Origin of the sequence: Streptomyces sp. NPDC052496 (assembly GCF_040679095.1) — a bacterium.
Classification (GTDB): domain Bacteria; phylum Actinomycetota; class Actinomycetes; order Streptomycetales; family Streptomycetaceae; genus Streptomyces.
The window spans coordinates 214,066-239,127 of the sequence record NZ_JBFAUH010000011.1 but is presented as its reverse complement, the minus strand read 5'-3'; the positions used below and the strand labels follow the sequence as shown (position 1 = coordinate 239,127).

General features: G+C 71.9%; 18 protein-coding genes. 8 read left to right on the top strand and 10 right to left on the bottom strand.

From position 1 onward, the window contains the following. Positions 1-123: 123 nt before the first annotated feature. Positions 124-1,239 (bottom strand): serine hydrolase domain-containing protein, encoded by a 1,116-nt coding sequence (locus AB0L45_RS17175; protein ID WP_365840591.1) that lies wholly within the window; start codon positions 1,237-1,239, stop codon positions 124-126. Between the two features lie 308 nt (positions 1,240-1,547). Here AB0L45_RS17175 and AB0L45_RS17170 point away from each other — a divergent pair, with 308 nt between their 5' ends. From AB0L45_RS17170 to AB0L45_RS17150, 5 genes are all read left to right on the top strand, one after another. Beyond that, positions 1,548-3,161, top strand: coding sequence for an amidase (locus AB0L45_RS17170; RefSeq protein ID WP_365840590.1), 1,614 nt, complete (start codon positions 1,548-1,550; stop codon positions 3,159-3,161). A gap of 133 nt (positions 3,162-3,294) precedes the next feature. Then, positions 3,295-3,975, top strand: a complete 681-nt coding sequence (locus AB0L45_RS17165; RefSeq protein WP_365840588.1) for an alpha/beta fold hydrolase — start codon at positions 3,295-3,297, stop codon at positions 3,973-3,975. Between the two features lie 334 nt (positions 3,976-4,309). Beyond that, on the top strand, positions 4,310-5,416 hold the full coding sequence (locus AB0L45_RS17160; RefSeq protein WP_365840586.1) for a serine hydrolase domain-containing protein: 1,107 nt from the start codon (positions 4,310-4,312) through the stop codon (positions 5,414-5,416). Positions 5,417-6,401: 985 nt separating this feature from the next. After that, a complete protein-coding gene (locus tag AB0L45_RS17155; RefSeq protein WP_365840584.1) occupies positions 6,402-6,968 on the top strand; it encodes a DinB family protein in 567 nt (188 codons plus the stop codon). A 110-nt stretch (positions 6,969-7,078) separates the two neighbouring features. Beyond that, positions 7,079-7,363: a hypothetical protein gene (locus AB0L45_RS17150; protein WP_365840582.1), complete on the top strand. Its 285-nt coding sequence runs from the start codon at positions 7,079-7,081 to the stop codon at positions 7,361-7,363. Between the two features lie 68 nt (positions 7,364-7,431). Here the strand turns inward: AB0L45_RS17150 and AB0L45_RS17145 are convergent, their stop codons facing one another. The 6 genes from AB0L45_RS17145 to AB0L45_RS17120 form a co-directional block, all read right to left on the bottom strand. Then, positions 7,432-10,671: an AAA family ATPase gene (locus tag AB0L45_RS17145; protein ID WP_365840580.1), complete on the bottom strand. Its 3,240-nt coding sequence runs from the start codon at positions 10,669-10,671 to the stop codon at positions 7,432-7,434. Positions 10,672-11,118: 447 nt separating this feature from the next. Continuing rightward, the gene (locus AB0L45_RS17140; protein WP_365840578.1) at positions 11,119-12,204 is read right to left on the bottom strand and encodes an NAD(P)-binding domain-containing protein; all 1,086 of its coding nucleotides are present in this window, start codon (positions 12,202-12,204) and stop codon (positions 11,119-11,121) included. A gap of 116 nt (positions 12,205-12,320) precedes the next feature. Then, positions 12,321-13,529, bottom strand: coding sequence for an LLM class flavin-dependent oxidoreductase (locus tag AB0L45_RS17135; RefSeq protein WP_365840576.1), 1,209 nt, complete (start codon positions 13,527-13,529; stop codon positions 12,321-12,323). Between the two features lie 5 nt (positions 13,530-13,534). Then, positions 13,535-14,734 (bottom strand): ABC transporter substrate-binding protein, encoded by a 1,200-nt coding sequence (locus tag AB0L45_RS17130; protein WP_365840574.1) that lies wholly within the window; start codon positions 14,732-14,734, stop codon positions 13,535-13,537. 137 nt (positions 14,735-14,871) lie between these two features. Further along, entirely contained in the window at positions 14,872-15,675 is an 804-nt protein-coding gene (locus AB0L45_RS17125) for an ABC transporter ATP-binding protein (RefSeq protein WP_365840572.1), read from the bottom strand. Next, a complete protein-coding gene (locus AB0L45_RS17120; protein ID WP_365840570.1) occupies positions 15,648-16,544 on the bottom strand; it encodes an ABC transporter permease in 897 nt (298 codons plus the stop codon). Before AB0L45_RS17120 ends, AB0L45_RS17125 begins: the two co-directional genes overlap by 28 nt. Positions 16,545-17,110: 566 nt before the next feature. Between AB0L45_RS17120 and AB0L45_RS17115 the strand changes: the two genes are divergently transcribed. After that, positions 17,111-17,533: a YjbQ family protein gene (locus AB0L45_RS17115; protein WP_365840568.1), complete on the top strand. Its 423-nt coding sequence runs from the start codon at positions 17,111-17,113 to the stop codon at positions 17,531-17,533. 160 nt (positions 17,534-17,693) lie between these two features. Beyond that, positions 17,694-18,410 carry a hypothetical protein gene (locus AB0L45_RS17110; RefSeq protein WP_365840566.1) on the top strand — a complete coding sequence of 239 codons (717 nt, stop codon included), beginning with the start codon at positions 17,694-17,696 and terminating at the stop codon, positions 18,408-18,410. An 89-nt stretch (positions 18,411-18,499) separates the two neighbouring features. Here AB0L45_RS17110 and AB0L45_RS17105 read toward each other — a convergent pair whose 3' ends face one another. Genes AB0L45_RS17105 through AB0L45_RS17095 form a run of 3 tightly spaced genes read right to left on the bottom strand, consistent with a single transcriptional unit; the run spans position 18,500 to position 23,333 of the window. Beyond that, positions 18,500-19,849, bottom strand: a complete 1,350-nt coding sequence (locus tag AB0L45_RS17105) for an MFS transporter (protein ID WP_365840564.1) — start codon at positions 19,847-19,849, stop codon at positions 18,500-18,502. Then, positions 19,846-21,858, bottom strand: a complete 2,013-nt coding sequence (locus AB0L45_RS17100; RefSeq protein ID WP_365840562.1) for a PEP/pyruvate-binding domain-containing protein — start codon at positions 21,856-21,858, stop codon at positions 19,846-19,848. The genes AB0L45_RS17105 and AB0L45_RS17100 overlap by 4 nt, the downstream gene beginning before the upstream one ends. Then, the gene (locus tag AB0L45_RS17095; protein ID WP_365840560.1) at positions 21,855-23,333 is read right to left on the bottom strand and encodes an ATP-grasp domain-containing protein; all 1,479 of its coding nucleotides are present in this window, start codon (positions 23,331-23,333) and stop codon (positions 21,855-21,857) included. The genes AB0L45_RS17100 and AB0L45_RS17095 overlap by 4 nt, the downstream gene beginning before the upstream one ends. A gap of 400 nt (positions 23,334-23,733) precedes the next feature. Here AB0L45_RS17095 and AB0L45_RS17090 point away from each other — a divergent pair, with 400 nt between their 5' ends. Next, entirely contained in the window at positions 23,734-25,023 is a 1,290-nt protein-coding gene (locus AB0L45_RS17090; RefSeq protein ID WP_365840557.1) for a PAS domain S-box protein, read from the top strand. Positions 25,024-25,062 lie beyond the last annotated feature (39 nt).

Sequence of the window (25,062 nt, the reverse complement as noted above, 5' to 3'; positions counted from 1 at the left end):
CCTCCGTCCCGCCCGTTCACTTCTGGCCCCCGGGCCCGCCCCCCCCCGGCCCCGCCCCGCCCCCCTCCGCTCCCTTCCGCTCCTATCGGCCCCCGCCGCCCCCCGCCCCCTCCGCCCCCTCGGTCAGTGCTTCCGGGCGGGGGCGCAGAAGGTGGTCTCGGCCGTGGCGCGGTAATCGGCTTCGGCCTGGGCGGTGCTGGGGACCGCGGTCAGGGCGAGGGCGATGGTGCGGCCGCCGGGGCCGACAGCGCCCAACGCGCGGTGTCCGCCAGGCACCGTTCCGCTGTGCCCCCACCACCAGCCGCCGCACTCCAGCGGTGTGGCTATCAGGCCGAGTCCGTACCGGGCACCGGGCCACAGCCGATTCGGGTCGGCGGGCACCGTACGCTGCATCTCGGCGAGCCAGCGCGCGGACACCAACTCCCCGCCGAACAGGGCACGGAAGAAGTGGTTCACGTCAGCGGGCGTGGATATCAGCGCGCCACCCGCACCGCCGAAGGTCATGTTCCACGCGGTGCCGCCGGTCAGCGGCGCGTCCGGCTCGTCGGTGGCCTGGAAGTAACTGTGCGAGTGCGCTCCGCGTATGCGCGTACTGTCACCGGGCCAGTAGGTGTCGCGCAGGCCGAGAGGCTTGAGGATCCGCCGGGTGACCTCCGCCTCGACACCGTGTCCGGTGACCTTCTCGACGATGAGTCCCGCGAGGACATAATTGGTGGTCGAGTAGTGCCACGCCTTCTCGGGGCGCGGCATCTTCAGCGCGGTGGCGATCAGTTCGCGAGGCTCGAAGTGACGGAACCGCCACTGGTCCAAGGGCAACCGGACGAGGGACGCGGTGTGATCGGGGAGGCCGCTGGTGTGCTGGAGCAACTGCCGTACGGTGATCTTACGGCCGTCGTAGCCGTTGCTCCGGACCAGACCGGGGAGGTAGCGCTCGACCGGCGCGTCCAGCCCGATGCGGCCTTGCGCGGCGAGTTGTACGACGACCGTGGCGGTGAACGTCTTGGTCACGCTCCCGATCCGATACCGGTCCTCGGCACGCATCGGACGCCCGGTCTCGCGGTCGGCCACCCCGCGGGCGGCGTCCCACCGGCCGCAGCCCGGGTCGGTCATCTCGGCGGCGATGCCCGGTACTCCGTGCCGGGTGACGAGTGTGTCCAGGGAAGCGGTGAGCGTGTCGCGCGCCGCCTCGCAGGCAGCGGATCCAGCCGGCCGCCGGGCAGTGTCCGCCGGTCCCGCCACGCCCGTCGCTCCCGCAGCAGGGGCCGCGAGGGCGAGTACGACCGATGCCGTAGCCAGTGCCGCCGTGCACCGGCCCGGCCGGCGGAGCTCGGCGGATGATCTCTTCGCAAGCTTCAGTGTGTGTCTCACACGTCAGACGCTAGAGGCACAACCGTCCTCATTCACTGCGGTTTTCCCCACAACATCGCTGAACCCGATTCTTGCGCCCCTGTACCCCGGCGCCCCTGACTCCAGCGCCCCTGCGCTTCCGCGCGGACGCAAAGCCCGGCCCTTGCGCCGGAAGTGCCCTGTGTAGTCCGCTGTCCCTCATGGTGAAGCGGAGCATTGCCACACTGATCGCCGTCCTGGCCACCGGTTCGCTGGCCACGGGCGTACCCCACTCACGGGCGGAAGCCGCCGAGGCAGCGGCGGACAGTCCGTCCCCGGCCGCCGGCTCCTCCCTCCTGCCGGGCATCGACCTCGACACCGTGACGATCCCTGAGCTGCAAACCCACATGGCCGACGGCTCGTTGACCTCGTCGGCGTTGACCCGCGCCTACCTGCAGCGGATCAGGACCGTCGACCCGAAGATCAACTCGGTCCTGCGCACCGACCCCACGGCCCTGCGCCAGGCTGCCGCCAGCGATGCCAGACACCGGCGCGGCGACACCCTGGGGCCGCTGGACGGCATACCCGTCCTGCTCAAGGACAACGTGGACACCCGCGACCTGCCCACCACGGCCGGCTCGCTGGCGCTGGCCGGCAGCCCGCCGGCCACCGACGCTCCTCTCGTGACGCGGCTGCGCAAGGCGGGTGCGGTCATCCTCGGCAAGACGAACCTGTCGGAGTGGGCGAACTTCCGCTCGACGAAGCCGACGTCCGGCTGGTCGGCGGTCGGCGGGCAGACCCACAACCCGTACGTCCTGGACCGTAACCCGTGCGGATCGTCGGCCGGTTCGGCCGCCGCGCTCGCCGCGTCGCTGTCGCAGGTGGCGATCGGTACCGAGACGGACGGTTCGATCGTGTGCCCGGCCGGGATGAACGGGGTGGTCGGCCACAAGCCCAGCCTCGGGCTGGTCAGCGGGGCCGGCGTCGTACCGATCTCCGCCGAACAGGACACCGCCGGGCCCATGGCGCGCAACGTCACCGACGCCGCGCTCACGCTCGCCGTACTCAGCGGCGGGGGCGCCGGGCGCCGGCAGGACACGGCCCGCGCCCTCGCGGACGTGGCGCAGCAGCACCCTGGCACGCTGCGCGGCAAGCGGATCGGCCTGTGGCGGCTGCCCTCGCTCGGTTCCGAGGTGGACGCCGTGATGTCCCGTACGGCCGCGAAGCTGCGCAAGGCCGGAGCGGAGGTCGTCGAGGTGACACCCCCGTACCAGCAGCGGCTCGCCGAACTGGAGTTCCCGGCGCTGCTCAGCGAGTTCCACCGGGACATCGACGCCTACCTCGCCACCCGTAAGGGTCCGCGGAACCTCGCCGAGCTGATCGAATTCAACCGCACCCACCCGGCCGAACAGACCTGCTTCGCCGGCCAGGAACTGTTCGAGCAGGCCCTCGCCGCCCCGCCGACCACCGACCCGAAGTACCGGGCCATGCGCGCCGAGCTGAAAGACCTCTCCCGGCGCTCGATCGACGAGACCCTGACCGCACACCACTTGGACGCCATCGCCGCCCCCACGAACCCGCCCGCCTGGACGACCGACTGCGCACGGGGCGACAACGACGTCATCCCGTCCTCCACCCCCGCGGCCGTGGCAGGCTACCCGTCGCTGTCCGTCCCCGCCGGAACCGTCCACGAGCTACCCGTAGGGGTACTCCTGACAGCCGGAAACCACCAGGACGCGAAGCTGCTGGCCCTGGGAGCGGCGGTGGAACAGCGACTGAACGCCTGGCGGGCACCGCGCTACCTGCCGTCACTCGGCACCGGTGCCTCCCAGTGACCTTGATCCGCCGGACCACGATCCCCGAACCCCGAACCCCGAACCCCGAAACACCCCACCGGGAGCCCCCGTGAGTGCCACCGTACGCAGAACCGTTCATGCCGCCGACGGTGAACACCTCAGCCTCTGCACCGTGACCCCGGAGAGTGAGCGCGCCGGAGCCTGCGGCGTGGTCATCATGCACGGTGCAGGTGCCGGCGACAAAGAGCGGAACCTGCCGCTGGCCGTGGACTTCGCCGCATACGGCTGCCCCGTCGTGGCACTGGACTTCTCCGGCCACGGCGAAAGCACGGGAAAGCTGCTCGAACTCAGCCTCAGACGACGGCGCGACCAGGCCGCGGCCGTCATCGACGAGGTCTTCGGCGCCGGGCGCCCCTTGTTGCTGGTCGGGTTCAGTATGAGCGGCCAGACCGTCGCCGACCTGGTGGACCTGTACGGCGGGCGGGTGACGGGTGTGGTCCTCTGCGCACCGGGGATCTACGGGAAGGACGCCTGGGACGTCCCGTTCGGCGCCGGCTTCACCGAACTGATCCGGCGCCCGGAGAGCTGGCGCGACAGCCAGGCCCTGGACACGTACGCGCGGTTCGACGGCCGCGCACTCCTCGTCGTACCGGAACGGGACACGGTCATCCCCGACGGTGTCACCGACCTGATCCGCGCCGCACTGACCACCCGCGCGGACTTCTCCCAGCTCCGGCTCACAGGCGCCGACCACCATCTCGGCACCTGGCTGGCCGCCCGGCCAGAGGCACGCAAGGCCGTCATCAGCACGCTGCTGCGACTGCCGTCCTCCCCGCAGAGCGACGGTCCTTGACGCCTCACCGCCCCACGAGCCCACGAGCCGACGAGCCGAGCCGACCGGTTCGACGGTTCGACGGTTCGAGTCGAGCGTACGCGTAGCAGACCGGGAAGCGGAGGCCGTGCGACGGAGGACGCCGATAGATCGCGGTCGGGGGAGCGGTCGGGGGCGCGGTCGGGGGCGCGGTCGCGGACGCGGACGCGGACGAGAGCACGGGGTGCATGGTGCGGCTGATGCGTTATCAGGAAACGGAGTGGTGACTGACCGGCGGACAGCCCGTGCACCCGGCGCGGCGGCGCACCGGAAAACCGGTTGACCGGGATGGTGCGATGCGGACTAGGGTCCGGATATGGCCGAAATTCAGGGCTCTTATGATGATCTGTTCACTGCGGTGCCCGGCGCGCTGGCCGCGTTGCTGGATGCCGGAGATGTGGGCGCGTCGGCGGCGGTCTTCGTGGACGGCGAGCCGGTGGTGGACGTCTGGGGCGGGTACGCCGACGCGGACCGTACGATTCCGTGGCAGCGTGACACGATCACCGGCGTGTGGTCCGTCACCAAGACGATGACGGCGCTGTGTGCCCTCATCCTGGCTGACCGCGGTCAACTGGACCCGGACGCGCCGGTGGCTCGGTACTGGCCGGAGTTCGCCGCGGCGGGCAAGGACGGAGTACTGGTGCGGCACCTCCTCGCGCACACCGCGGGCCTGCCCGACTGGGAGGGGCCGGTCGAGGAGCTTTACGACTGGCCGTCCGCCACGGCGCGCCTCGCCGCGCTGGCTCCGCAGTGGGAGCCGGGCACCGCGGCCGGATACCACTCGCTGACCCAGGGGTTCCTCGTAGGCGAGGTGGTACGCCGGATCACGGGCCGCAGCGTGGGTGAGTTCTTCGCCGAAGAGGTGGCCGGGCCGCTGGGCGCGGACTTCCACATCGGGCTGTCCGCCGAGCACGACCACCGTGTCGCGCTCTCGGTCCCGCCGCCGTCGCGGGACGAGGACTACCTCGCGAGCGCGCCCGGCAAGACCGCAACCCCCACCGCGGGGACCGGGATACGGGTCCGGGACGGCAACAGCGTCGCCTGGCGCCGCGCACAGATCCCCGCGGCGAGCGGGTTCGGCAACGCCCGCTCGGTCGCTCTCGTGCAGTCGGTGATGGCGTGCGGGGGGACGGTGCGTGGCGCGCGGCTGCTGTCGCAGGCAGGCTGCGACCGTGCGCGGGAGGAGCAGTTCCGCGGCGAGGACCGCATCCTGGGCATGCCGATGTGCTACGGCCTGGGCTACGGCCTGTTCGGCAGCACCTACGGCTGGGGCGGCTGGGGCGGCTCGATGGTCATGATCGATCCTGACGCCCGCGCGGTGGTGGCGTACGTGACGAACCAGATGCGCGAGCCCGGGGACGACAACCGCGGACTCGATGTCGTGATGGCCGCCTACGACGGGATCGAGGCCCTGCGCGCCTGACGGCTCTCCGGCGCGCAGCAGGCTCCTGGGGTGGTCGCGTCGTCCGGGCGGGCAGTTGCGTACTCGGACGTGCCCAATCACGTGCGGCGGTTCCGGTGCCTTCGGTTTCTTCGGTGTCTTCGGTACGAGAGCCTCGTACGGTCTTGCGGCCGGCAGCCAGGCCGATCAGTGCCCGGCAGCTTTCGACTACGCGAGCCCGAGGCTGACGCCGGGGCAAAGACCCGCCCGAGCCGGCGGCTCATTACTGACCGCTCCGACGTGTTCGACCGAACGCACGCCCACGCGCAGCTCGGCATGACACCGACGTGGGGGCGTATCTCGGCACCGTCCCCCCGCCGATACCTCGACAACGCGTCGAAAAGGCCAGCAACGCCCTTCCCCTGCCTACCTGATGGTTACCTAATGCACACCTAACGCCCACCTAACGGTAGCCACCAGGGCTGGGCAAACAGGCCACTGCCACCTCCGCCATCCCACGCCGCCTATACGCGATACGCGCGATACGGCCGCGGCCATCACCTACCGCGAGGCGCAGAGCGAAAGCGACCGGTCCGCCGTCATCAGAGGCGAGTTCACTTCACACACCGTTTACGAAGTGGGCTGCTCCGACGCGGGATTCACCCTCCGCCCCACCCCACTGGACCCGCCGGCGCACAAGCTCTTCCCCGACGACCCCGAGAATGAAAACGAAAGCGCAAACGGTAACGAAAGCGCAAACGGTAACGAAAGCGCAAGCGGTATCGAAAGCGCAAGCGGAAACGAAAACGAAAGCGCCAGCGGAAGCGAAGGCGATGGCGGAGCCGAAGACGACGAGACGCCCGACGGCCGGCGGAGCACCCGGTTCGTCGCCCTGGACGGCATGCGCGTATCACGTCCCTTTACAGCGGCACCGCGTCCGAGGGAGAGACGGCCCTGTTCATGAGTCTTCGCCTCGACCGGGTATGACGCGCGGGACACTGGCGCTCCCGGCCTCTCCCGGGCGAACATGAAGCGCATGAGTGACAGACCCGCACGATGGAGCCGGGCAACCACTTACCCCGACATGTGGGTCGACCCGGACGAGGACCCACGCGACGAAGGCCCCAGCCCGGACGGCGAACTCGCGACGCTGCAAGATTTCTTGACGAACTACCGCATCACCCTGCGAATGAAATGCGAGGGCCTGGACGCGGAGCAACTGGCCCGCCGCTCGGTCCCACCGTCGACGATGTCACTGCTCGGCCTCATTCGGCACCTCGCCGAAGCGGAACGGGACTGGCTCAACTGGATCAGCGGCGCCGACCCGCTGCCGAAGCTGTACGGCGAGAGTGACGCGGACTTCGACGGCGCCGTCGGTGAGCAGGCCGAGGTCGACGCCGCGTACACCGCCCTGGAGCGCGAACAGGCCGCGACCGACGCCGCGCTGGCCGAGCACCCGGACCTGGGTGAACGTCTGGGAAAGGACCGTATCTCGGTCCGGGAGCTGATGGTGCACAGAATCGAGGAGTACGCCCGCCACTGCGGACACGCCGACCTGCTGCGCGAGCGCATCGACGGGAGGGTGGGCCAGTAGCCACCGCCGTGTCACCCCTGCGTGATGAAATCCGGCATCCGCCAGTTCCGATCACGCGCCTCCAGGGCAGAGCCGCCTCACGGGGAGGCGGCCAGGCCCGGGGAGTCCTCATGGCACCGACCGCACCCGACTTCGGCCCCCGCATCGACCCGTACACGCCGTACGAACCGCAGCGCGACTGCGACCCCACCGCCAAACCCGGTGTCGCAGGCTTCCGCGACCTGGTTCTCGCCGCCTACGCGGGCACCCGCGCCCTGGGCATCAGCCGCGCCTGGCAGCGCGGCCCGGAGCAGGGGTACGCCTGGAACGACACCCGGGTCGACATGGAAGGAAGCCTTGCCGGCGGCCCGCCCGACGCCGGGGCCGTCCGGAGGCCCGCATCAGCGTCGGCCTAGGCGCCGGCCACACTGCCGCGTACGGCCGGCCCGCGCACACGGGGGTGCGGGGCGGCCGTACGACGGTTTCACAGGCGCCATCGGACCTCGTGGTCCGGTGCGTAGCGGCACGTTGCGCCGGTTGACACGGTCGCTTGCAGGTGGGCCGCGAGTTCGGGGTGGTGTGCTGCCAGGCGGCGGAGCGTGTCGCGGATGCGGGCCGTCACGTTCTTGCGGGCGCGGTCGGTCTCGTCGCCCAGGCGGCGGGGGCGCCCGGTGAGGCCGGCAGCGTTGCGAAGTTCGGTCAGGAGGGCTTTCCGTTCGCGGTCGTACGCCGTAGCTGCGTGGTCGTCGCCGCGTGCGGCTGCTCTGTCGATCTCCTCGTCGAGCATTTCCAGGCGTTGCCTGTAACGGGTCTTCGCTTCGTCGTCCAGGACCGGGTCACTCCCGAGGGCGGCGGCCGCCGTGGCCAGTGGTGCACTGTCCGGGTAGAGCAGGCGCATGGCCGGGACGTCCTGGCCGGGGCGGCTCAACAGCGTGTGCAGGTCTGTCAGGCCTTTGGCGTCGGGTACGTGGATGGTGCGGCCTGCGTAACGGAGACGCCATACGGTGCCGTTGCGGGCGAACTCCCGGTCGGGCAGCGGGGTGTGTGTGCGGAGGGCAGGGGAGGGGCGGAGGGCGCGGGCCCGGTCGGCGATGTGCGCCATGCCCAGTTCGCGCGCTTCGGTTTCGGCGTCGCGCAGGAGTGCGGTGGCCCGCTCCTTGTCGTCATGGCCCGCGCGGGTGAGGAGGACGCGAGCCAGTTCCGTACGAGCGCGTACCGACCAGGGGCGCCCGTGAAGGCGGTCGGCCGACTGCTGTGCGGCGGTGAGGTCCCGTACCGCTGCTTCCCAGTGCTCCTCGGCGGCGTGCAGCCGGCCCGACCACAGCGCCGCCGGGCCGCTGATGTCCCAGCCGAACAGGGAGACCAGCCACTGCCCCCGGTACGGCTCCAAGGCGGCGTGCGCCTGTGCGCAGCGCGCCGGATCCCCGGACGCCGCCGCGCTCTGCGCCTGGAGCCGCACCCGCAGCGGGAAGATGGCGCGCGCCAGGACACTGTCGTCCGGTGGCTCCTGGCCGGGCCACGGCACGGGCCCGCACGAGGCGGCGTCCGTCCCGTCGCCCCGCTCCGACGCGGTGATGCTCGCCAGCACCTGGGTGTAGAGGTGGTCCCGCCCAGGCATCGCGCGGTGGGCCTGCTCCGCTGCCGGGAAGTCGCCCTGGAGGAGGGACAGCGCCCAGCGGTGGTGGCCGGTGAAGTACTGGTAGTAATTGTCGTGCGGCCCGCTGAGGGCCAGCGTCCGGGCGAGCAGGGCCTCGGCCTCGGCGAAGCGGCCCATGAAGGCGTGTACGACGCTGCGGTCGATGACCGAGATCATGCTGGTACGCGGCAGCCCGCACGCGTCCGCGCCGGCCACCATGGCGTAGAACTGCCGCAGGAAACCCGGGTCGTCCAGTTCGAGCAGGGCGACCCAGCGCATGGACGCCGCCAGGTGCTCCATCCACACATCGGCCCGGCGGCGTGACACCTCCATCAACTCGCCGGCCACGCCGACCCGCTGCGCCGCCGTCCGCGGCTCCCAGACCGCGTGCAGCCGGGCCCACAGCCCCAGGTGCAGGGCGTCGTCGTCACCGGCGGCGCGGGCGGTCGCCACGACCCGCCGGGCCACCTCCTCCACCGGGCCCGTCTCGGGAGCGCCGGGCTCGTCGTCCACGGGGCGAGGTCCCGGCACCAGCACGCGGTGTGCCTCACGCAGCGCCCGGGACCTGAGCCCGGTCCCGTCGCCCCGGCCGTCCGCGCTGTGCAGCGTGAGCGCCACGCGGCCCATGAGCGCGGCGTCGCCCGTACCGGACGCCAGCGTGGCGGCGTCCTCGTACACCAGCCAGGAGCGTTCGTGTTCGCCGAGGAGCTGGAGTTCGGCGCCGAGATCGAGGGCGAGCAGCACCTGGCGGTACGGATCGCCGGTCCCGAGACGCTCCAGCGCGTGCCGGTAGTGCCCTACGGCCTCTTCGCCGGCCAGTCTGCCCACCGCGTGCCGGGCCGCGGCCACCAGAATCTCCACCGCCTCGCCGGCATCGAGGTCGGCCCCGGCGAAGTAGGCGTGCCGAGCGAGGTCGGTCGGCCGCGCCCGGTCCCCGGTGGCGGTCGTGTCGCGCAGGGCACGTACGGCTGCGGCGTGCAGGTGGCGGCGCCGGTCCTCGGTCAGCCCGTCGTACAGGGACTCCCGTACGAGGTCGTGGGTGAAGACGTACGCGTCGGCCGCCGACGGCACCGGGAGCCCGGCCGCGGCCGTCGGCGGCACCGGCAACTCGGCCGCGTCCGGTGCGGGCCGCAGCAAGCCGGCCGCGGCCGCCTCCGCGAGCAGTTCGGCGGCGGGCGTTTCCGGTGTTCCGGCCGTACGGGCCAGTGTCCCGCGTGTGAAGCGGTGGCCCAGCACGGCGGCGGCGCCGAGCAGCCGTACGGCGGGCTCGCCGAGCAGCGACAGCCGCCGGTGCACCACCGCGCGGACTCCGGGAGCGACGGCGGTCACGGACTGCCCGGCGGACCACAGGCGGGCCGTCTCCTCCACGAAGTAAGGATTGCCGCCGGTGCGTTCGCACACATCGGCGGCCGTGGCCGCGTCCGGCCGGGTGCCGACCGTACGGGCCATCAGCTCCCCGACCTGCGGCGGTGCCAGGCCCGTCAGCGCGACGGCAGTGGCCTTCGCCGCCAGTCGCGGCAGCAACGGCCGCAGGGGGTGGCCGGGCCGCTGCACCTCCACGTCCCGGTACGTGCCGATCACCAGCAGCCGCTCGAACCAGGCGTGCTGCGCCGTGAACTCCAGCAGACTCAGCGACGCCGCGTCCGCCCGGTGCAGGTCCTCCAGCACCACGGTCACCGGGCGATGGCGTGACATGACGGTCAGCAGCGTGGTCACCGCGTCGAACAGCTCGAAGCGCACCGCCTCCCCGGCGCCCGCGCCCTCGCCCAGCAGAACGGACAACGCCCCTCCGGCGGCCGTCGCCGCCTCCGTCCACTCCCCGGCGGTCGCGCCGCGCCGCAGGCTCCGTACGGCCTGCGTCCACGGCCAGAAACCGGGCGTGCCGTCGGCGTCCCAGCAGGTGCCGTGCACCACCAGCATGTCGCCGAGTTCCCGCGCCTCGTCGACCGCGCTGCGTACCAGGGACGTCTTACCGATCCCGGCCTCGCCCGTGACCAGCACCAGCCCGCCGTGACTGGCGCGGGCCCGCTCCAGACGGGACCGCAGCGTCCGTACGCTGTGCTCCCGCCCGATCAGCGCGGTCTCCATGCGTCCGTCCTTCCGGGCGTGGGGCGTGTAAGGCGTGGGGTTCGCGGCGTGGCGCGTGAGGCGTGGGCGGCACGTCGACGCGTGCGCTGTCGCTGCCTTGATAGCCGCAGGCCGGGGGAGCGCGGGGCGTTACGCGGGGAAGTCACCTTCCCGAGTGCACGGGGCGGGGGCTCTTGGAGTTCGAGGCCGGCGAGAGCGGGCCGGCGCAGGCGGACCAGGGGGCGAGTGTTCCGTTGTCCGAGGTCGGTGAGGTGAGGGTGCCGTTGCCCGAGGTCGGTGAGGCGAGTGCCTCATGTGCCCTCGCCTCGGCGGGCAGTCAGCGCAGCGGCAGGCTCTGGGGGCGGGCACCGGGCTGGTCTGCGGAGCGCCGTACAGGAACGTTTCGAGCGGGGAGTTGGTCACCACCAGTTGGCCCCGGCTCACGGGGAGGCCGACGAGCAGGCGCGTTCAGGCGGCAGTCCGGAGATCCGGCCGCAGGAGCTGTCGGATCTCGCGTACGGCTGTGCGGCCGGCGCGGTTGGCGCCGATGGTGCTGGCGGAGGGGCCGTAGCCGATGAGGTGGACGCGGGGGTCGCGGACGGCGCGGGTGCCGTCCAGGCGGATGCCGCCGCCGGGTTCGCGCAGTTTGAGCGGCGCCAGGTGGTCGATGGCGGCGCGGAAGCCGGTGGCGTACAGGATGGTGTCCGCCTCGACGGTGCTGCCGTCGGACCAGGTCGCGCCGGTCTCGGTGAGGCGGTCGAACAGCGGCAGCCGCTCCAGCACCCCGCGTGCGCGTGCCTGCCGCATCGCCTCGGTCATCGGCAGCCCCGTCACGGACACCACGCTCTGCGGCGGCAGCCCCGCCCGAACCCGTTCCTCGACCCGTGCGACGGCCGCCCGTCCCTGCTGTTCGTCGAACGGGCCCTCGCGGAAGAGCGGCGGGCGGCGGGTCACCCAGGTGGTCGCGGCAGCGGTCCCGGCGATCTCCATGAGCTGCTGGACGGCCGAGGTGCCGCCACCGACGACGATCACGCGCTGTCCCGCGAAGTCCTGCGGCCCGCGGTAGGCGGAGCTGTGCAGCTGTCGGCCGCGGAACACTTCCTGACCCGGGAAGCGCGGCCAGAAGGGCCGGTCCCAGGTGCCGGTCGCGTTGATCAGGGCCCGGGTGGCGTACGTACCCTCCGAGGTCTCCACCAGGAGCCGCTCGTCCGCGCCGGCGCGCACCGCCCGGACGTCCACCGGCCGGTGCACCCGCAGCCCGAAGGTGCGCTCGTACGTGTCGAAGTACGCGCCGATCACCTCGGAGGACGGCCGGTCAGGGTCGGCACCGGTCAGCTCCATACCGGGCAGCGCGTGCATGCCGTGGACCGTGCCGTACGTCAGGGTGGGCCAGCGGAACTGCCACGCGCCGCCCGGCCGCGGCGCGTGGTCCAGCACGACGAAGTCCCGGTCCGGCTCGTACCCCACCCGTCGCAGGTGGAAGGCGGCGGCCAGGCCCGCCTGCCCGGCACCGGCCACCACGACCTCGGTCTCGCGCACCCCGCTGTAGTTCATGTTTCTACCAACCTGGGAGGGGGCGGAAAACTTCCGCGTCCCGGGCGGTTCTCCCGTCCCGCCTCGTCCTGCCCCGTCCCGCCTCGTCCTGCCCCGCCTCGCCCCGTACGGGCCTCTCAGCGGCCCCCCGCGACGAGCAGCGGCGCCCCGCCAGGCGCGGAGGCCGGACGGCGTCCGTCGGCCGCCGGGGTGCCGGTCAGCGGAGCGGGCCCGACGGGCAGCAGTCCTCGCGCGGCCAGCTCGGGCCGTACGCCCTCGCCGAACCAGTACGCCTCCTCCAGATGCGGATAGCCGGACAGCACGAAGTGCTCGATGCCGAGGGAGTGGTACTCCTCGATGCGGTCGGCCACCTCCGTATGGCTGCCGACCAGCGCCGTTCCCGCCCCGCCGCGTACGAGCCCGACCCCGGCCCAGAGATTCGGCGCGATCTCCAGCTGGTCGCGGGAGCCGCCGTGCAGGGCCAGCATCCGCTGCTGGCCCACCGACTCGCTCCTGCCCAGCGCCTGCTGCGCGGCGGCCACGGTGTCCGCGTCCAGATCGCCCAGCAGCCGGTCCGCCGTGATCCACGCTTCCTTCGCCGAGTCGCGCGAGATGGTGTGCAGCCGGATGCCGAACCGGACCGTACGGCCTTCCCGCGCGGCGAGTCCCGCAATCCAGTCGATCTTCTGCTTGACCTGCTCGGGCGGCTCGCCCCAGGTGAGGTACACATCGACGTTACGGGCGGCGACCGGCCCGGCGGCCGCCGACGAACCGCCGAAGAAGATCTCCGGCAGCGGATCCGGCGGCAGGGCGGTCAGCCCGCCCTCCACCTGGTAGTGCTCCCCGTGGAAGTCGAACGGGACGCCGCCCCACACACCCCGTACGACCTGCAGGAACTCGTCCGTACGGGCATAGCGCCGGTCATGGTCCAGCGCGTCACCGAACCGCCGCTGCTCGGTGGAATCCCCGCCCGTGACCACGTTCAGCAGCAGCCGGCCGCCGGAGATCCGCTGGTACGTGGCGGCCATCTGCGCCGCCAGCACCGGCGAGATCACCCCGGGCCGGAAGGCCACCAGGAACTTCAGCCGGTCGGTGACCTGGGTGAGCGCCGTCGTGGTCAGCCAGGCGTCCTCGCACCACGTCCCGGTCGGCGTGAGGACCGCCTCGAAGCCCAGCTGCTCGGCGGCCTTGGCGATCTGCGCCAGATAGTCGATGTCGGGCGCCCGCACACCGCTGACCGGGGTGATGCGGTCGCGTCGTACACCGCCGTCGGTGTACGCGTGCCGGTCGACGAGGGTGCGTCCGTCGCCGCCGGTCGGCAGGAACCAGTGAAGATGCACGGTCACGGTGTTCAGCCGGCCTTTCCTTGGGGGCTGTGGGGGCTGTGGGAGCTGTGGGAGCTGTGGGAGCTACGGGAGCTTTCGGGGCCGTACGTACGTGGCGCCGCGTCGGGGCCGTACGTATGCGGCGCCGTGCTCGAAGGCGGCAGGTTGCCGTTGAAGCGGGTGTCGACGAAGGAAGAGAAGTCGAACCGGCCGGGGATCAGCTTGAGCGCCGCGAACGTGTCGGCGATCCGCTGCTCGGAAGCGACGGCCGGCCGGTCCAGGGCCACCGTCACGGCCGTACCCCGCGTACGTGTGACCGCCGCCAGTGCCACGTCCCGTGGCAGGCCGGTCTCCTCGGCCCACCCCCGTGCGAAGGCGTCCGGATGCCGGTGCACCCAGTCCTGCGCGCGCCGCAGCCGGCCGACGTAGTCCTTGAGTGCCGCCGACTTCTTCCCGTCCTCCAGGGCGGCAGGCGCGGCGACCTGGAAGCTGAGGCCGTTGACGACACCCTCGCCGGTGGTCAGGACCCGGGCATCCGTCCGGTGGAGCGCCTGCGAGGTGTACGGATCCCACACCGCCCAGGCGTCCACCCTGCCCCGGGTGAACGCGGCCAGCGCGTCGGCCGGCTGGAGATAGGTCAGCGTCACGTCCTTCGGTGACAGGCCGGCCTTCCGCAGCGAGGCCACGAGCTGGTAGTGCGCGGAACTGCCCTGCGCCACCGCGACCGACTTCCCCTTCAACTGCGCCGGCCGCGTGATCGGCGAGTCCTTCTTCACGAGGACCGTCTCACCCGCGGACGAGCCGTGCGTCGCCGCGACCACCTTGAACTTCGAGTTCGCCGCCGCGGCGAAGACGGGCGGTGTGTTGCCGACCCCGCCGATGTCCACGGCCCCGGCGTTGACCGCTTCCAGCAGCGGCGGCCCGGAAGTGAAGGTCGACCACTGGATCCGGTAGGGGAGGCCCTTCAGCTCCCCGGCTGCCCGCAGCACCGCCTCCGATCCGCCCTTCTGGTCACCGACGTTGAGCGTCACCGCCCCCTTGCCGTCCGTCCCGCCACGCTTCCCGCCGCCGCTCCCCGAACCGTCGGCACGGGACGCCCCACCGCACGCGGCGAGCGACAGGAGGAGAGGGAGCAGGAGGGCGGGGAACAGCAGGGCGGGGGACAGCAGGGCGGTCGGGGAGCGGCGCCGTGGACTGGGCGGAAGCGACCGGTGACGCGAATCCATGCGGGGTCCGTTTCGTAGCTTCTTGATGTGTGTGGGGTGTGTGGGGTGGGGGGTGTGCGCGCTGTATGGGGTGCGCGCGGTATGTGCGGTGTTCACGGTATGTACGGTGCGTGCGGGATCAGGGTGCATGGAGGGGCTCAGCTCTCCGCCACCTCCGGCCCCTCCACCCCCAACCGGTCCAGCAACCGGCCCCGCAGGGCGGCGAACCGGGGGTCGGTGACCTCGCGCGGGCGCGGCAGGCCGACCTCGCTCTCGTACGCGATCACACCGCCGTCCATCACCAGGACGCGGTCGGCGAGCAGCAGCGCCTCCTCCACGTCATGGGTGACGAGCAGCACCGCGCAGCCACGCTCCTGCCACAGTTCGGCCACCAGCTTCTGCGCCTTGCTGCGCGTCAGCGCGTCCAGCGCGCCGAACGGCTCGTCCAGCAGCAGCAGATCGGGTTCGCGTACCAGCGCGCGGGCCAGTGACGCCCGCTGCGCCTCGCCGCCGGACAGCGTCTTGGGCCAGGCGTCGGCCCGGTGCCCGAGGCCGACTTCCTCCAAGGCCCGTTTAGCCGTCGCGCGTTCAGGACTGCCCGGCAGCCCGAGCAACACATTGCGCCACACCCGCTTCCACGGCATCAACCGAGGCGCCTGGAAGGCGACGGCCTTGCGCCGCGGCACCAGCACCTGCCCCTCGATCTCCCGGTCCAGCCCGGCGAGCACCCGCAACAACGTCGACTTGCCGCAGCCACTGCGCCCGAGCAACGCCACGAACTCGCCCGGCGCCACATCCAGCCGCAGCCCGTCGATGACGGCCCGCCCCCCGAAGGCACGTCCGAGCCCCCGCACCCGTACGGCAGAGCCCCTTCCACCCCGGTCGACCCCGTCTCCCCTTCCGTCCCTTCCGACCCGCTCCACTGTCTCTTCCATCACTGCCCGGTGAACGTCGGTCGCCACTGCAGCAACACCCTCTCCAATGTGCGGACGATGAAATCGGCGAGCAGTCCGAGGACCGCGTACACCACCAGGCAGACCACGATCACGTCGGTACGGAAGAACTCCCGGGCCTGGTTCATCAGGAAGCCCAGCCCGTCGTCGGCGTTGACCTGCTCGCCGAACACGAGCGCCAGCCAGGCGGTGGCCAGCGAATAGCGCAGCCCCGTCATGGCACCGGGCAACGCCCCAGGCAGTACGACGTGCCGGACCAGCCCCCGGCGACCGAGCCCCAGCGAAGTGCCGGCCTCCACCAACTGTGCGTCCACGCCGCGAATTCCGGCGTACACATTCAGATACAGATGAAAGGCCACACCGAGCGAAATCAGCGCGACTTTCGGTGCCTCACCGATGCCCAGCCAGATGATGAACAGCGGAATGACACCCACCCACGGAACGGACCGCAGCATCTGCACCACAGGATCGACGAGGTCCTCACCCACCCGGGACAGCCCGGACGCCAGCGCCAGCACCACCCCGGCGACCGCGCCCACCGCCAGCCCGGCGGCGACCCGTTGCAGCGACACGAACATCGCCGAGGGCAGCGTGCCGTCGCTCACCAGCGTCCCCGCCGTACGGGCGATGGTCCCCGGCGAGGCGAGGATGTCACTCTCCAGTACCCCGCTCGCACTCAGCACCTGCCACAACACGAGCAGCAACACCGGCACGACGGCTCGCCGCAGCCACCGCGGCACACTCCGGCGACGCGCCGACACGGGTACGACGGGAACCAGCTCCGGCCCGGTACGAGACGTCCCGATCGCATCCCGCCCCGCTCCCGACGGCGGTGCACCGGACCGCACAGGGGCGGCCGCCACCTGCTCAACACTCATGAAAGCTCCAAAGTCAGTCGGAAGACGGCGTACCGCCCCCTAGAACCCGGCAACGGGCGAGGACAACCGCGCGCTGGGGAGGAGAACAGGCCGGAAACACACTCGACCCGGCGGCCAAGGGCACGCCGACCCCAGCACGAGAGAACCGAGCACGAGAGAACCGAGCACGAAGGAACCGAGTACGAAAGAACCCAGCTCAAAAGAACCCCGGCACGAGAGGCACAGAAAAAGACGTCGAACTCGACACAAGGTCAGCGACGCGAAACCCTCAGCCGGACAGGTACCCCGATCCCGGCCGTACCGGCAACCTCAGCACCCGCGCCCGCGGCGACACGCGGAGGACGCCACCCGCAGCAGGTCGATGTGACCGCGCGTGGTGAGCCGGGCTGACGTAGACATGTCGCCGAACGTAGCGGCGCGGCTGAAGACCGGTCAAACACCGTCTCGCCTGCCGGACCATTGTTGCGCGGGCATTGCGCGCGAGACGGATGAGCCGTACGGGTACGGCTGCGGTCCCGCCCGCCGGCGCGTCGGGCTCAGCGGGCGGCGTCTGAGAGGATCGGGACATGGCTGCTAGTTTCACGACGCGCGAGATCGACGTCAGGACCGGCTCACAGGAAGTGGTCTACGACCTGACCCGTGAGTGCACGTCCTTCCTGCGAGAGGTCGCCCACGGCCAGGACGGACTCCTCAATGTGTTCGCGCCCCACGCAACCATGGGCGTGGCCTTGATCGAAACCGGAGCCGGCAGCGACGACGACCTGCTGGCCGCTCTCCAGGATCTCCTCCCGCCCGACAACCGCTGGCGGCACCAACACGGATCCCCCGGCCACGGCCGCGACCACGTCCTGCCCGCCCTGGTACCGCCACATGCCACGCTGCCCGTCGTGGGCGGGGAGTTGGCGCTGGGCACGTGGCAGTCGGTCTGCTTGGTGGACACGAACGGCGACAACCCCAGCCGTCAGGTGCGGCTCAGCTTCCTGGGCTGACCCGGGGGCGTCCTGAGTGTGGCCGTCTCCCGTGAGGAGACGGCCGACGGCTCGGTGGTGTGGCGGTGCGTGGTGTGTGCTGTTCGGGGGTATGGCGGGAAGCAGCGGTGACGGGGGAGAGGGACTCTTCCGGGGGTGCGAGGGGCCTTAGGGGTGCTTCGTGCGTCTGTTTGTCACGCAGCTGACGGGGGCGCGTCTGTGGGGCGCGTCGAAGAGAGAGGCGCCGTACACCATGCAGAGGACCCTTTTTCGTGGCTTTTTCCGTGTTGGTCTTGCGTTGCCGGCTGCCGTGATGGCGTCGGTCATGGTGGGCACCGCGGCGAGTGCGGCCGTGCCGGTGGAGGTGTCGCACGGCGTTCCGGCTGGGGTGCGGACAGCTTCGGTGCGCGGGTGTGCCACCGTCTACTTCGATCTGGGCGAGACTCTGGTGCACACGGCCGCGGACTCCAGCATCAGCTACCTGCCGGGCGCAGCCGCGTATCTGCGTGCGTTGCGGGAGCGGCACATCAAGGTGGGGCTGATCACCAACGTGCCGTCCTCGTGGGGCAAGACGGACGCCGAGCGTGCTGCTGCCCTGAAGAAGGAGGTCGACGGCGCGTGGAAGGGGTCCGTCCCGTTCGCCTGGGGGGACTTCGGCGACCGGATCCTCACTCCGCGTACCGAGGCGGAGCGTAAGCCGGCGCCCGTCCTCTGGAAGCGTGCCAGGGCCGCGGCGCACGGCTGTCGCCTCGTCTACGAGGGGGAGACCGCCAAGGAGACGTATGTGGCGGCTTCGCTCGGTTACGTGGCTTATCGGGTCGGAGGGCCCTTCCGTCCTGCTTATCTCCCGGTGCGGGTGATCGAGGGCTTGGCGTACGGCTCCAGTCGGCGCGTCTGAGCAGGTGCGTGTATGTGCGTGCCCGTACGGCCGTACGCCCCGACGCCCGTACGCCCGCGCCCCGAGGTGGGCGCGGGCGTACGGACGTCCTACACGGCGGCTTTGGGATGGGAGTCCGGTGCGGAGGGCTTCGCTTCCTCCGTCGGCCCGTCCGCACCGCTCCGCACCCTCGCGCTGCGCAGCACCAGTTGGAAGGCGCCGAGCAGCACCGCGGTCGCCAGGGCGCTGTGCCAGAGCAGGGCGTCCAGGTGGCCTGCGGAGAGGTAGGCGCCGACGGCGACGGCCGCCAGTGCGCACACCGCGCGGTCCACGATCGACTCGACCGACAGCAGTGTGGCCCGCGGGGCACCGGCGGGCACGGCGTCGTTGACCAGTTTGCGCTGGATCGGGTAGGCGAAGCCGGCCGCGGCGGCGAACACGCAGAGCAGGGCGACGACCGTCCAGGGGCCGCCGAGGGTGATGCCCGCCAGGGTGCCCGCGAGGACGAGGCTGAGGAGGGAGACCCAGGCCACCGGTGACAGGCGGCGGCCCAACCACTGGGGGCGTGCCGAACCCACGGCCTCCGCCACCGTCATGGCGGCCAGTACCCCGCCGTGTGCGGACTCGCCGATGCCGTGATCGAGCAGGATCGGCTGGAAGAGGTTGACCTGGCAGATCCTGGACAGGGTGAACACGGCCACGCCCTGGACCATGACCAGCGCCAGCCACGGTGAGGAGACGACGCAGCGCAGTGCGGCCTTCGCGTCGCCCAGTGAGGTACCGCGTCCGTCCCTCGGTGCCCGGGACTTTTCGGTCCGGTCCGGCGAGGCCGTATCGCGAGCCCTGGCGGGTGTTGCTGTCCGGGGCAGGGCGATGACGCAGGCCAGGGAACCCGCCGCGCTCAGGGCGCTCAGGAGGTACGGGGCCGGGTGCACGAGGACCATCAGCGGCCCGACCAGGGGCCAGCACAGGATCTTCGCGGCGAGTCCGAGTGCCCGGGCGGTCCCCTCCGCCTTGAGGTAGTGCTCCTCGCAGCCCTCGGCGCGCAGTCCGTCGTACAGGTAGGCGCTGGCCGCGCCCGAGGTGAGCGAGCGGCCGGCGGCGATGGCGAGGAAGTGGACGAGGAAGCCGGAGTACGAGGAGCTGACGACCGGGGCGAGATTCGCGGCCGTCATGACGACGGCGCCGGCCCGCAGGCAGTTGCGGGTACCGATCCGGTCGGCGATCAGCCCGGTCGGTATCTCGAAGAGGCAGAAGGCCACGTAGTAGATGCTCTGGATACCGAAGATCTGCCCGTCGGAGAGCCCGGCGTCCTTCTGGTAGGCGTAGAACACCGGCATCCACCACAGCAGGTTGAACAGCAGCTGGAAGCCGTAGTTGAGCCGGATGATACGCCGGGCGGTGCCGGTCAGGGGCGTGGCCGCGGGCCGCGCCGCGGAGCGCGGGAGGCGGCGGCTCACAGCGCGTAGGGGCGGATCTGGACCAGGCGGAAGTCGCCCTGGTCGGTCAGCAGCCACTCGATGTCCAGCGGGTCGTCCACGTCGGGGGCGCTGAAGTGGGACTGCAGCAGCCGGCCGGTCAGGGACAGGTCCGCGAGCCGGGCCCGGGTGGCGGCGGGCAGTCCCTCGCTCCAGGAGCCGAGGGCGACGGTGCGCCCGCCGCCCTCGACGGTGTTGTAGAGGTACTGCTGCGGCAGCACCTCTCCCTCGACGACCTGCTCGGGCGAGCCCGGCGAACAGTTGAGGTAGACGTTGCGGAAGTCCTCGCGCCGGGTGGGGTCGCAGGTCACCAGGACGCCGCCGAGCGCGGCGGGGACGTACTCCTGGATGATCACACCCATGTAGGTGTCGTCCAGGGATATGCCCACCTGGTGGCGCAGCCGCACACTGCGCGGCGAGAGCAGGGAGGCCCACACCTGCCGCACCGCGTCGAGGAGTTCGCCGGTGCCGTGGACGGTGGTGACGGAGTCGTAGACCCCTGCCGCGGAGAAGCCCGGCAGGTCCTCGGCGTTGGAGGAGGAACGCACCACGAGGCGGCCGCCCGCGGCGAGCGGGGCGGGGAAGGCCCGGGTGATCTCCCTGGTGACGGAGTCGGGCATCGCGGCGTGCCGGATCAGGTGCTGGAGCTGCAGGCAGAGCGGGTCGAGGACGTCCATGGCGTCGAGTTCGAGCGCCATCTTCAGCTTGCCGATGCCCTGCTGGAGCGCGGGGGAGGAGGTGAGGAAGCGGTCCAGGAGGGAGAACGGCAGGGCCACCCCCTCGGGGGCCGCGACGGTGCCGGCCACGAAGGAGGAAGCGGCCGCGCGGAGTTCGGTGGCGGAGGGCGCCTCCAGGCCGAGCCGGGCCGCGAGGTGCCCGTACAGGTTCTTACGGGGCGGGCGGGGGCGGCCGTAGAACGCGGTGAGGTCGGCCGTGCGGCTGTCGAGTACGTGGTGCAGCTCTCCGAGGTTGGCCGCCTTGGTGCCGTAGCGGTCCCGGTCGGCGCTGCGCAGCCGGTGCAGGGAGAGCACGGGGGCGTCCTCCAGGAGCGGCGGCTCCAGACGGATGCGCTGCTGGTGCCAGGCCGGGGCCCGCAGTTCGGGGGTCTGCTCCAGCCGCTCCAGGGTGATCTCGTCCTCGCGGACCCGGTAGTGGACCCAGGCCCCGTCCAAACCGTCCTGCTCGACGAGCTGGTCCAGGTCGCGGACGATCGCGTTGGGGATGCCCCATCCGGAGGCGAGGACGTTGGTGTGGGACAGCGGGGTGATGGGCTCGGTGTTGATGAAGCCGGCCACCCGCTGCACGCCGTCCGGCAGGCAGGGCATGGCGACGATGTCCGACCAGCCGAGTTCGCCGGCCGCCGCCTCGTACTCCGCCACGGTCGTGAAGCAGCGCAGCCGGCCGGTGGCCTCCCCGGCGTTGAGCGGCACGCGGACCCGGGAGCCGAAGAGTTCGTGACCGAGGATGCGCGGCACCCGCTGCTCACTGACCGCGGCCAGTGCCTCCTCCTGCCCGTGGTTGGCGGGCTTGAGCAGGAGCGGCAGCCTGCCGTCGACGCGCTGCCTGACGAAGGTGTAGAAGAACTCCAGCAGTTCCCCGTGCATGGTGTCGGCCTCGGTCGTCTCCAGCACGAGGAAGGTGCGCTCGCGGCCCTCCCGGTCCTCGTCGGTGTGCAGGGACAGCACCCCGAGGAGGAAGCGGCGCTCGGGGTCCATGTAGACGGACGCGTTGAACTCGTCCAGCTGGGCGTCGAGTTCGGTCAGGTCCATGCCGAGGACACGGGTGGCGATGTAGTTCACGTGGAAGGGGTGGGCGGCCGTGTCGAGCAGGTGCCAGGTGGCCTCGGCGCGGTCGACGACGACCTTGAGGTACGGGTGGCCTGCCAGGACTCCGGACAGCGTACGGAACAGCGGCAGCGAGAGGTTCTCCCCGACGACCGTGCGGTCGGTCGCGGGATCGGCGACGCTGACGGGAGGCTGAGTGGTGGTCATACGGCGACTCCCTCGGACGGTGCGGCCGGCCGGACGCGCGGGCGGGCGGGGGACACGGACGCTGACGGTGCGGTCATGGTCCGGGGGCGGCCGGCCGGGGGCCCGGACCGCGGCGCGGCGGGTACGGCGGGCGGCAGTACGTCCGGCAGCGCGTCCACCAGTGTCGTGAAATCACGGAGCACGGTGCGCGCGTCGGCGGCGGAGAGCAGGCACAGGGCCGCCATCGTGTTGGCCCCGCCGGCGGGGTCGTAGACCGGCACGGTGCTGCCGTCGGGCAGCGAACTCTCCGGTACGACCGAGAGGGTGCTGCCCTCGCTCAGCGCGACGGCGTCCCGTACCACGGGGAAGTCCCACAGCCTGCGGTCCCGCCAGGCCGCGCCGTGGCCGTCCACCGCGAGGACGACGAGGGAACCCGCGGCGCCCCGTGCCTGCTCCGGGCCGAGGACCCGCTCGGGCCAGGCGACCGGACGGCCCAGGAGATGGTCCACGAGCATGCCGACGACGTCGAGCCCGAACACCTCCTCGATCTGCGGGACGGTCATCGCGCCGCCGAACCGGGCGGCCGTCTCGATCAGCCACATGCGCCCGTCGGCGCCGAGCTTGATCTCGGTGTGGGTGCCGCAGTCGCGCAGGCCGAGGGCGTCGACGGCCTTCCGGGCCAGGTCGACGACGCGGTCCTGGAGGTCCGTGGGAAGCGACGCGGGGGTGATGCCGGCGCGCTCGGTGAACGGCTGCACCGTCGGCATCCGGCCGCTGACGCAGACCGGCCGGAAGACGCCGCCGGTCACCACGCCCTCGACGCTGACGTAGTCACCCCAGCCGGGCTCGTCGAACCAGCCGGCGGTGTCGCCGGTCACGATCTCCTCGACCACGAAGTGTCCCGCCGCCTCGGCCACATGGAGTTCGGCGAAGCCCAGCCGGGCGGACTGGTCCATGGTTGCGCGCGAGCGCTGCCAGGCGGCGTCGGCCTCCTGCGGGGAGGCGATGATCTGGTGGGCGGTGGAGCCCGCGCTCCAGGCCGCCTTCAGCAGCAGGGGAGCGGTCAGGGTGGCGACGGCCTCGTGCAGGTCCGCCTGGGTGGCGACGGGGCGGAACGCGGGCTGCGGCAGGCCGTGAAGATGCCAGGTGTGCCGCATCATCCGCTTGTCGCGGGCGAGCGCGGCGGCGTCTCCCGCACCGGCGAGACCGAGCGCCTCACACGCCTCGGCGACGGCCACGACCGCGTACTCGGAGAAGGTGAGAACCGCGTCCGCGCCGACGGCTCCGGCCCGCGAGACGATCAACGAGACCAGGTCGGACCGCTCCGCGTCGGTGGGCAGCACGACCGAGGCGCACAGCCGCTCCGCGGACGCGGCGACCGACGGCGGAAGCGCGCTGAGCGCCAGCAGGTGCACGTCCGCCCTCGCGGCTGTCCGGGACAGGACATGGCCGAGCGGCGGACCGCCCTTGGCGTGCACCAACAGCACCGTGCTCACGGAAATTCGTCTCCCATCACTTGTGTGTTCGCTTGCCCGTCCGGGGCGTCGGGCCGTGGGCGGGCCCCGCTGCCCGGCCTGGTACCGCTCGCCGGTCGGGAACCGGATACGGTGACGCAACCCGCGTAGAACACGGCGGGTGACCGGCGACATACACAAGGGAACCAGAAGGCGGGTGCCGGAAGTGCCGCCGGAGGCGGGTGCCAATCAGGCAAATGCCAAAGTCGTGGACATCGTTGGAGTGCGCGCGAAGGTAGTGGATCACCTATGGCAAGCTGCGCCGGGGACGCGCTCACGTACCGCAGTCGGCCGATAACCGAGCATGGCCGGGCTGCGCACGGGATAGGCATCGCCCTGTCACTTCCCGTCGCCCGGCGGGAACATGGACGGAAAGGCCGTCGTGGACGATCCCGGTCTCAAAGCACTGCTGGAGCACCTCCCCGTGTCCTGGTGGGAGGCCGACGAGCAGGGGCGCGTCAAGGAGCGGGGCGGCGGGGCCTTCACCGACCTGCCCACCACACAGCGCTTCCTGGACCGCGCGCGCCAAGAGCTGTCCGCTCCGGGGCACTCCCTCGAAGACGGCCACCCCTCGGTCCAGTTCGACGGCCGGACCTACCACGTGAGATGGCCCCAGGACGGGGAACGGGGCTGGACGCGCGGGCTCGCGATGGAGGCCGGTGCGCAGCCCGCCGGCGGCCGGCCGTACGCCGCTTTCGCGGACTTCGCCGACTTCGCGCCGGCCGCGGCCTTCCTCCGCGACCGCGACGGCCGCTACTTATGGGCCAATCACGCCTACGCGCACCTCTACGGCACCACGCCGGAGCGGGTCGTCGGCAGCCGTATCGAGGACCTGGACACCCCCTCCGACGCCGCCCAGTTCCGCGCGCTGGACCAGGAGATCCTCCGCCGCGGCAAGCCGGTCCGCCACCACCTGCGCTATCACCGCTCGGACGGCAGTGAGGGGCAGGCGGCCGGCCACCGCTTCCCGGTCCAGGAGAACGGCCGGACCTGCGTGGCCGGTATCTATGTCGACATCACCGACCACGTCCGCGCGACGAGCCAGCGCCAGGAGGCCGAGGAGAATCTGCGCGCGCTGCGGGACTACAGCGGTCTGCCCTGCGCGCTGCTCTCGGTCGGCGGCCGTATCGAGCAGGCGGGTACGGCCGCCGCCGAACTGTTCCGGACACGGCTGTCCGACCTCGTCGGCCGCCGTGCGCACACCCTGCTCGCCGCCACGCCCGACCTCCGCCCCCTGCGCCGCGCCTGGGAGGGGCTGATCACCCGTCGCATCAGGCGGGCGGAGACCTCCGCCGTACTCCTGGACACCGAGGGGCGCCAGCGCCGCGCGCAGCTCCACCTGTCCACGGTGAGCGGACCGGTCGGCCGCGTCACGCACGTGTGGGCCGTCGTCACCGACCAGAGCATCGCCCACGAGGCGCACCCGTCGCTCACCGCCGCGCAGGTGCGCATACTGTCCCTCCTCGCGGGCGGCAGCACCAACGGCGAGATCGCCACCTCGCTGAAGCTCTCCCGGCAGGCGGTCGATTACCACCTCAGCCGGCTCCGGGACCTGCTGGGCGCCGAGACCAGGCCGGCCCTCGTCGCCCGTGCCTACGTCCTCGGCATCCTCGCCCCCCGCGCCTGGCCCCCGCGCCCGGCCGCGACCCGCGACCCGCTCGGTGCGCGCTGAGACGTACGGCCGCGCCCGTGCCGGGGCGCGGCCGCCGGG

Excerpts from the sequence above, each read along its gene's own strand:
- AB0L45_RS17140 (WP_365840578.1), bottom strand. The coding sequence starts at position 12,204 with ATGAACTACAGCGGGGTGCGCGAGACCGAGGTCGTGGTGGCCGGTGCC.
- AB0L45_RS17150 (WP_365840582.1), top strand. The coding sequence starts at position 7,079 with ATGGCACCGACCGCACCCGACTTCGGCCCCCGCATCGACCCGTACACG.
- AB0L45_RS17115 (WP_365840568.1), top strand. The coding sequence starts at position 17,111 with ATGGCTGCTAGTTTCACGACGCGCGAGATCGACGTCAGGACCGGCTCA.
- AB0L45_RS17100 (WP_365840562.1), bottom strand. The coding sequence starts at position 21,858 with ATGACCACCACTCAGCCTCCCGTCAGCGTCGCCGATCCCGCGACCGAC.
- AB0L45_RS17130 (WP_365840574.1), bottom strand. The coding sequence starts at position 14,734 with ATGGATTCGCGTCACCGGTCGCTTCCGCCCAGTCCACGGCGCCGCTCC.
- AB0L45_RS17120 (WP_365840570.1), bottom strand. The coding sequence starts at position 16,544 with ATGAGTGTTGAGCAGGTGGCGGCCGCCCCTGTGCGGTCCGGTGCACCG.
- AB0L45_RS17160 (WP_365840586.1), top strand. The coding sequence starts at position 4,310 with ATGGCCGAAATTCAGGGCTCTTATGATGATCTGTTCACTGCGGTGCCC.
- AB0L45_RS17145 (WP_365840580.1), bottom strand. The coding sequence starts at position 10,671 with ATGGAGACCGCGCTGATCGGGCGGGAGCACAGCGTACGGACGCTGCGG.
- AB0L45_RS17170 (WP_365840590.1), top strand. The coding sequence starts at position 1,548 with ATGGTGAAGCGGAGCATTGCCACACTGATCGCCGTCCTGGCCACCGGT.
- AB0L45_RS17155 (WP_365840584.1), top strand. The coding sequence starts at position 6,402 with ATGAAGCGCATGAGTGACAGACCCGCACGATGGAGCCGGGCAACCACT.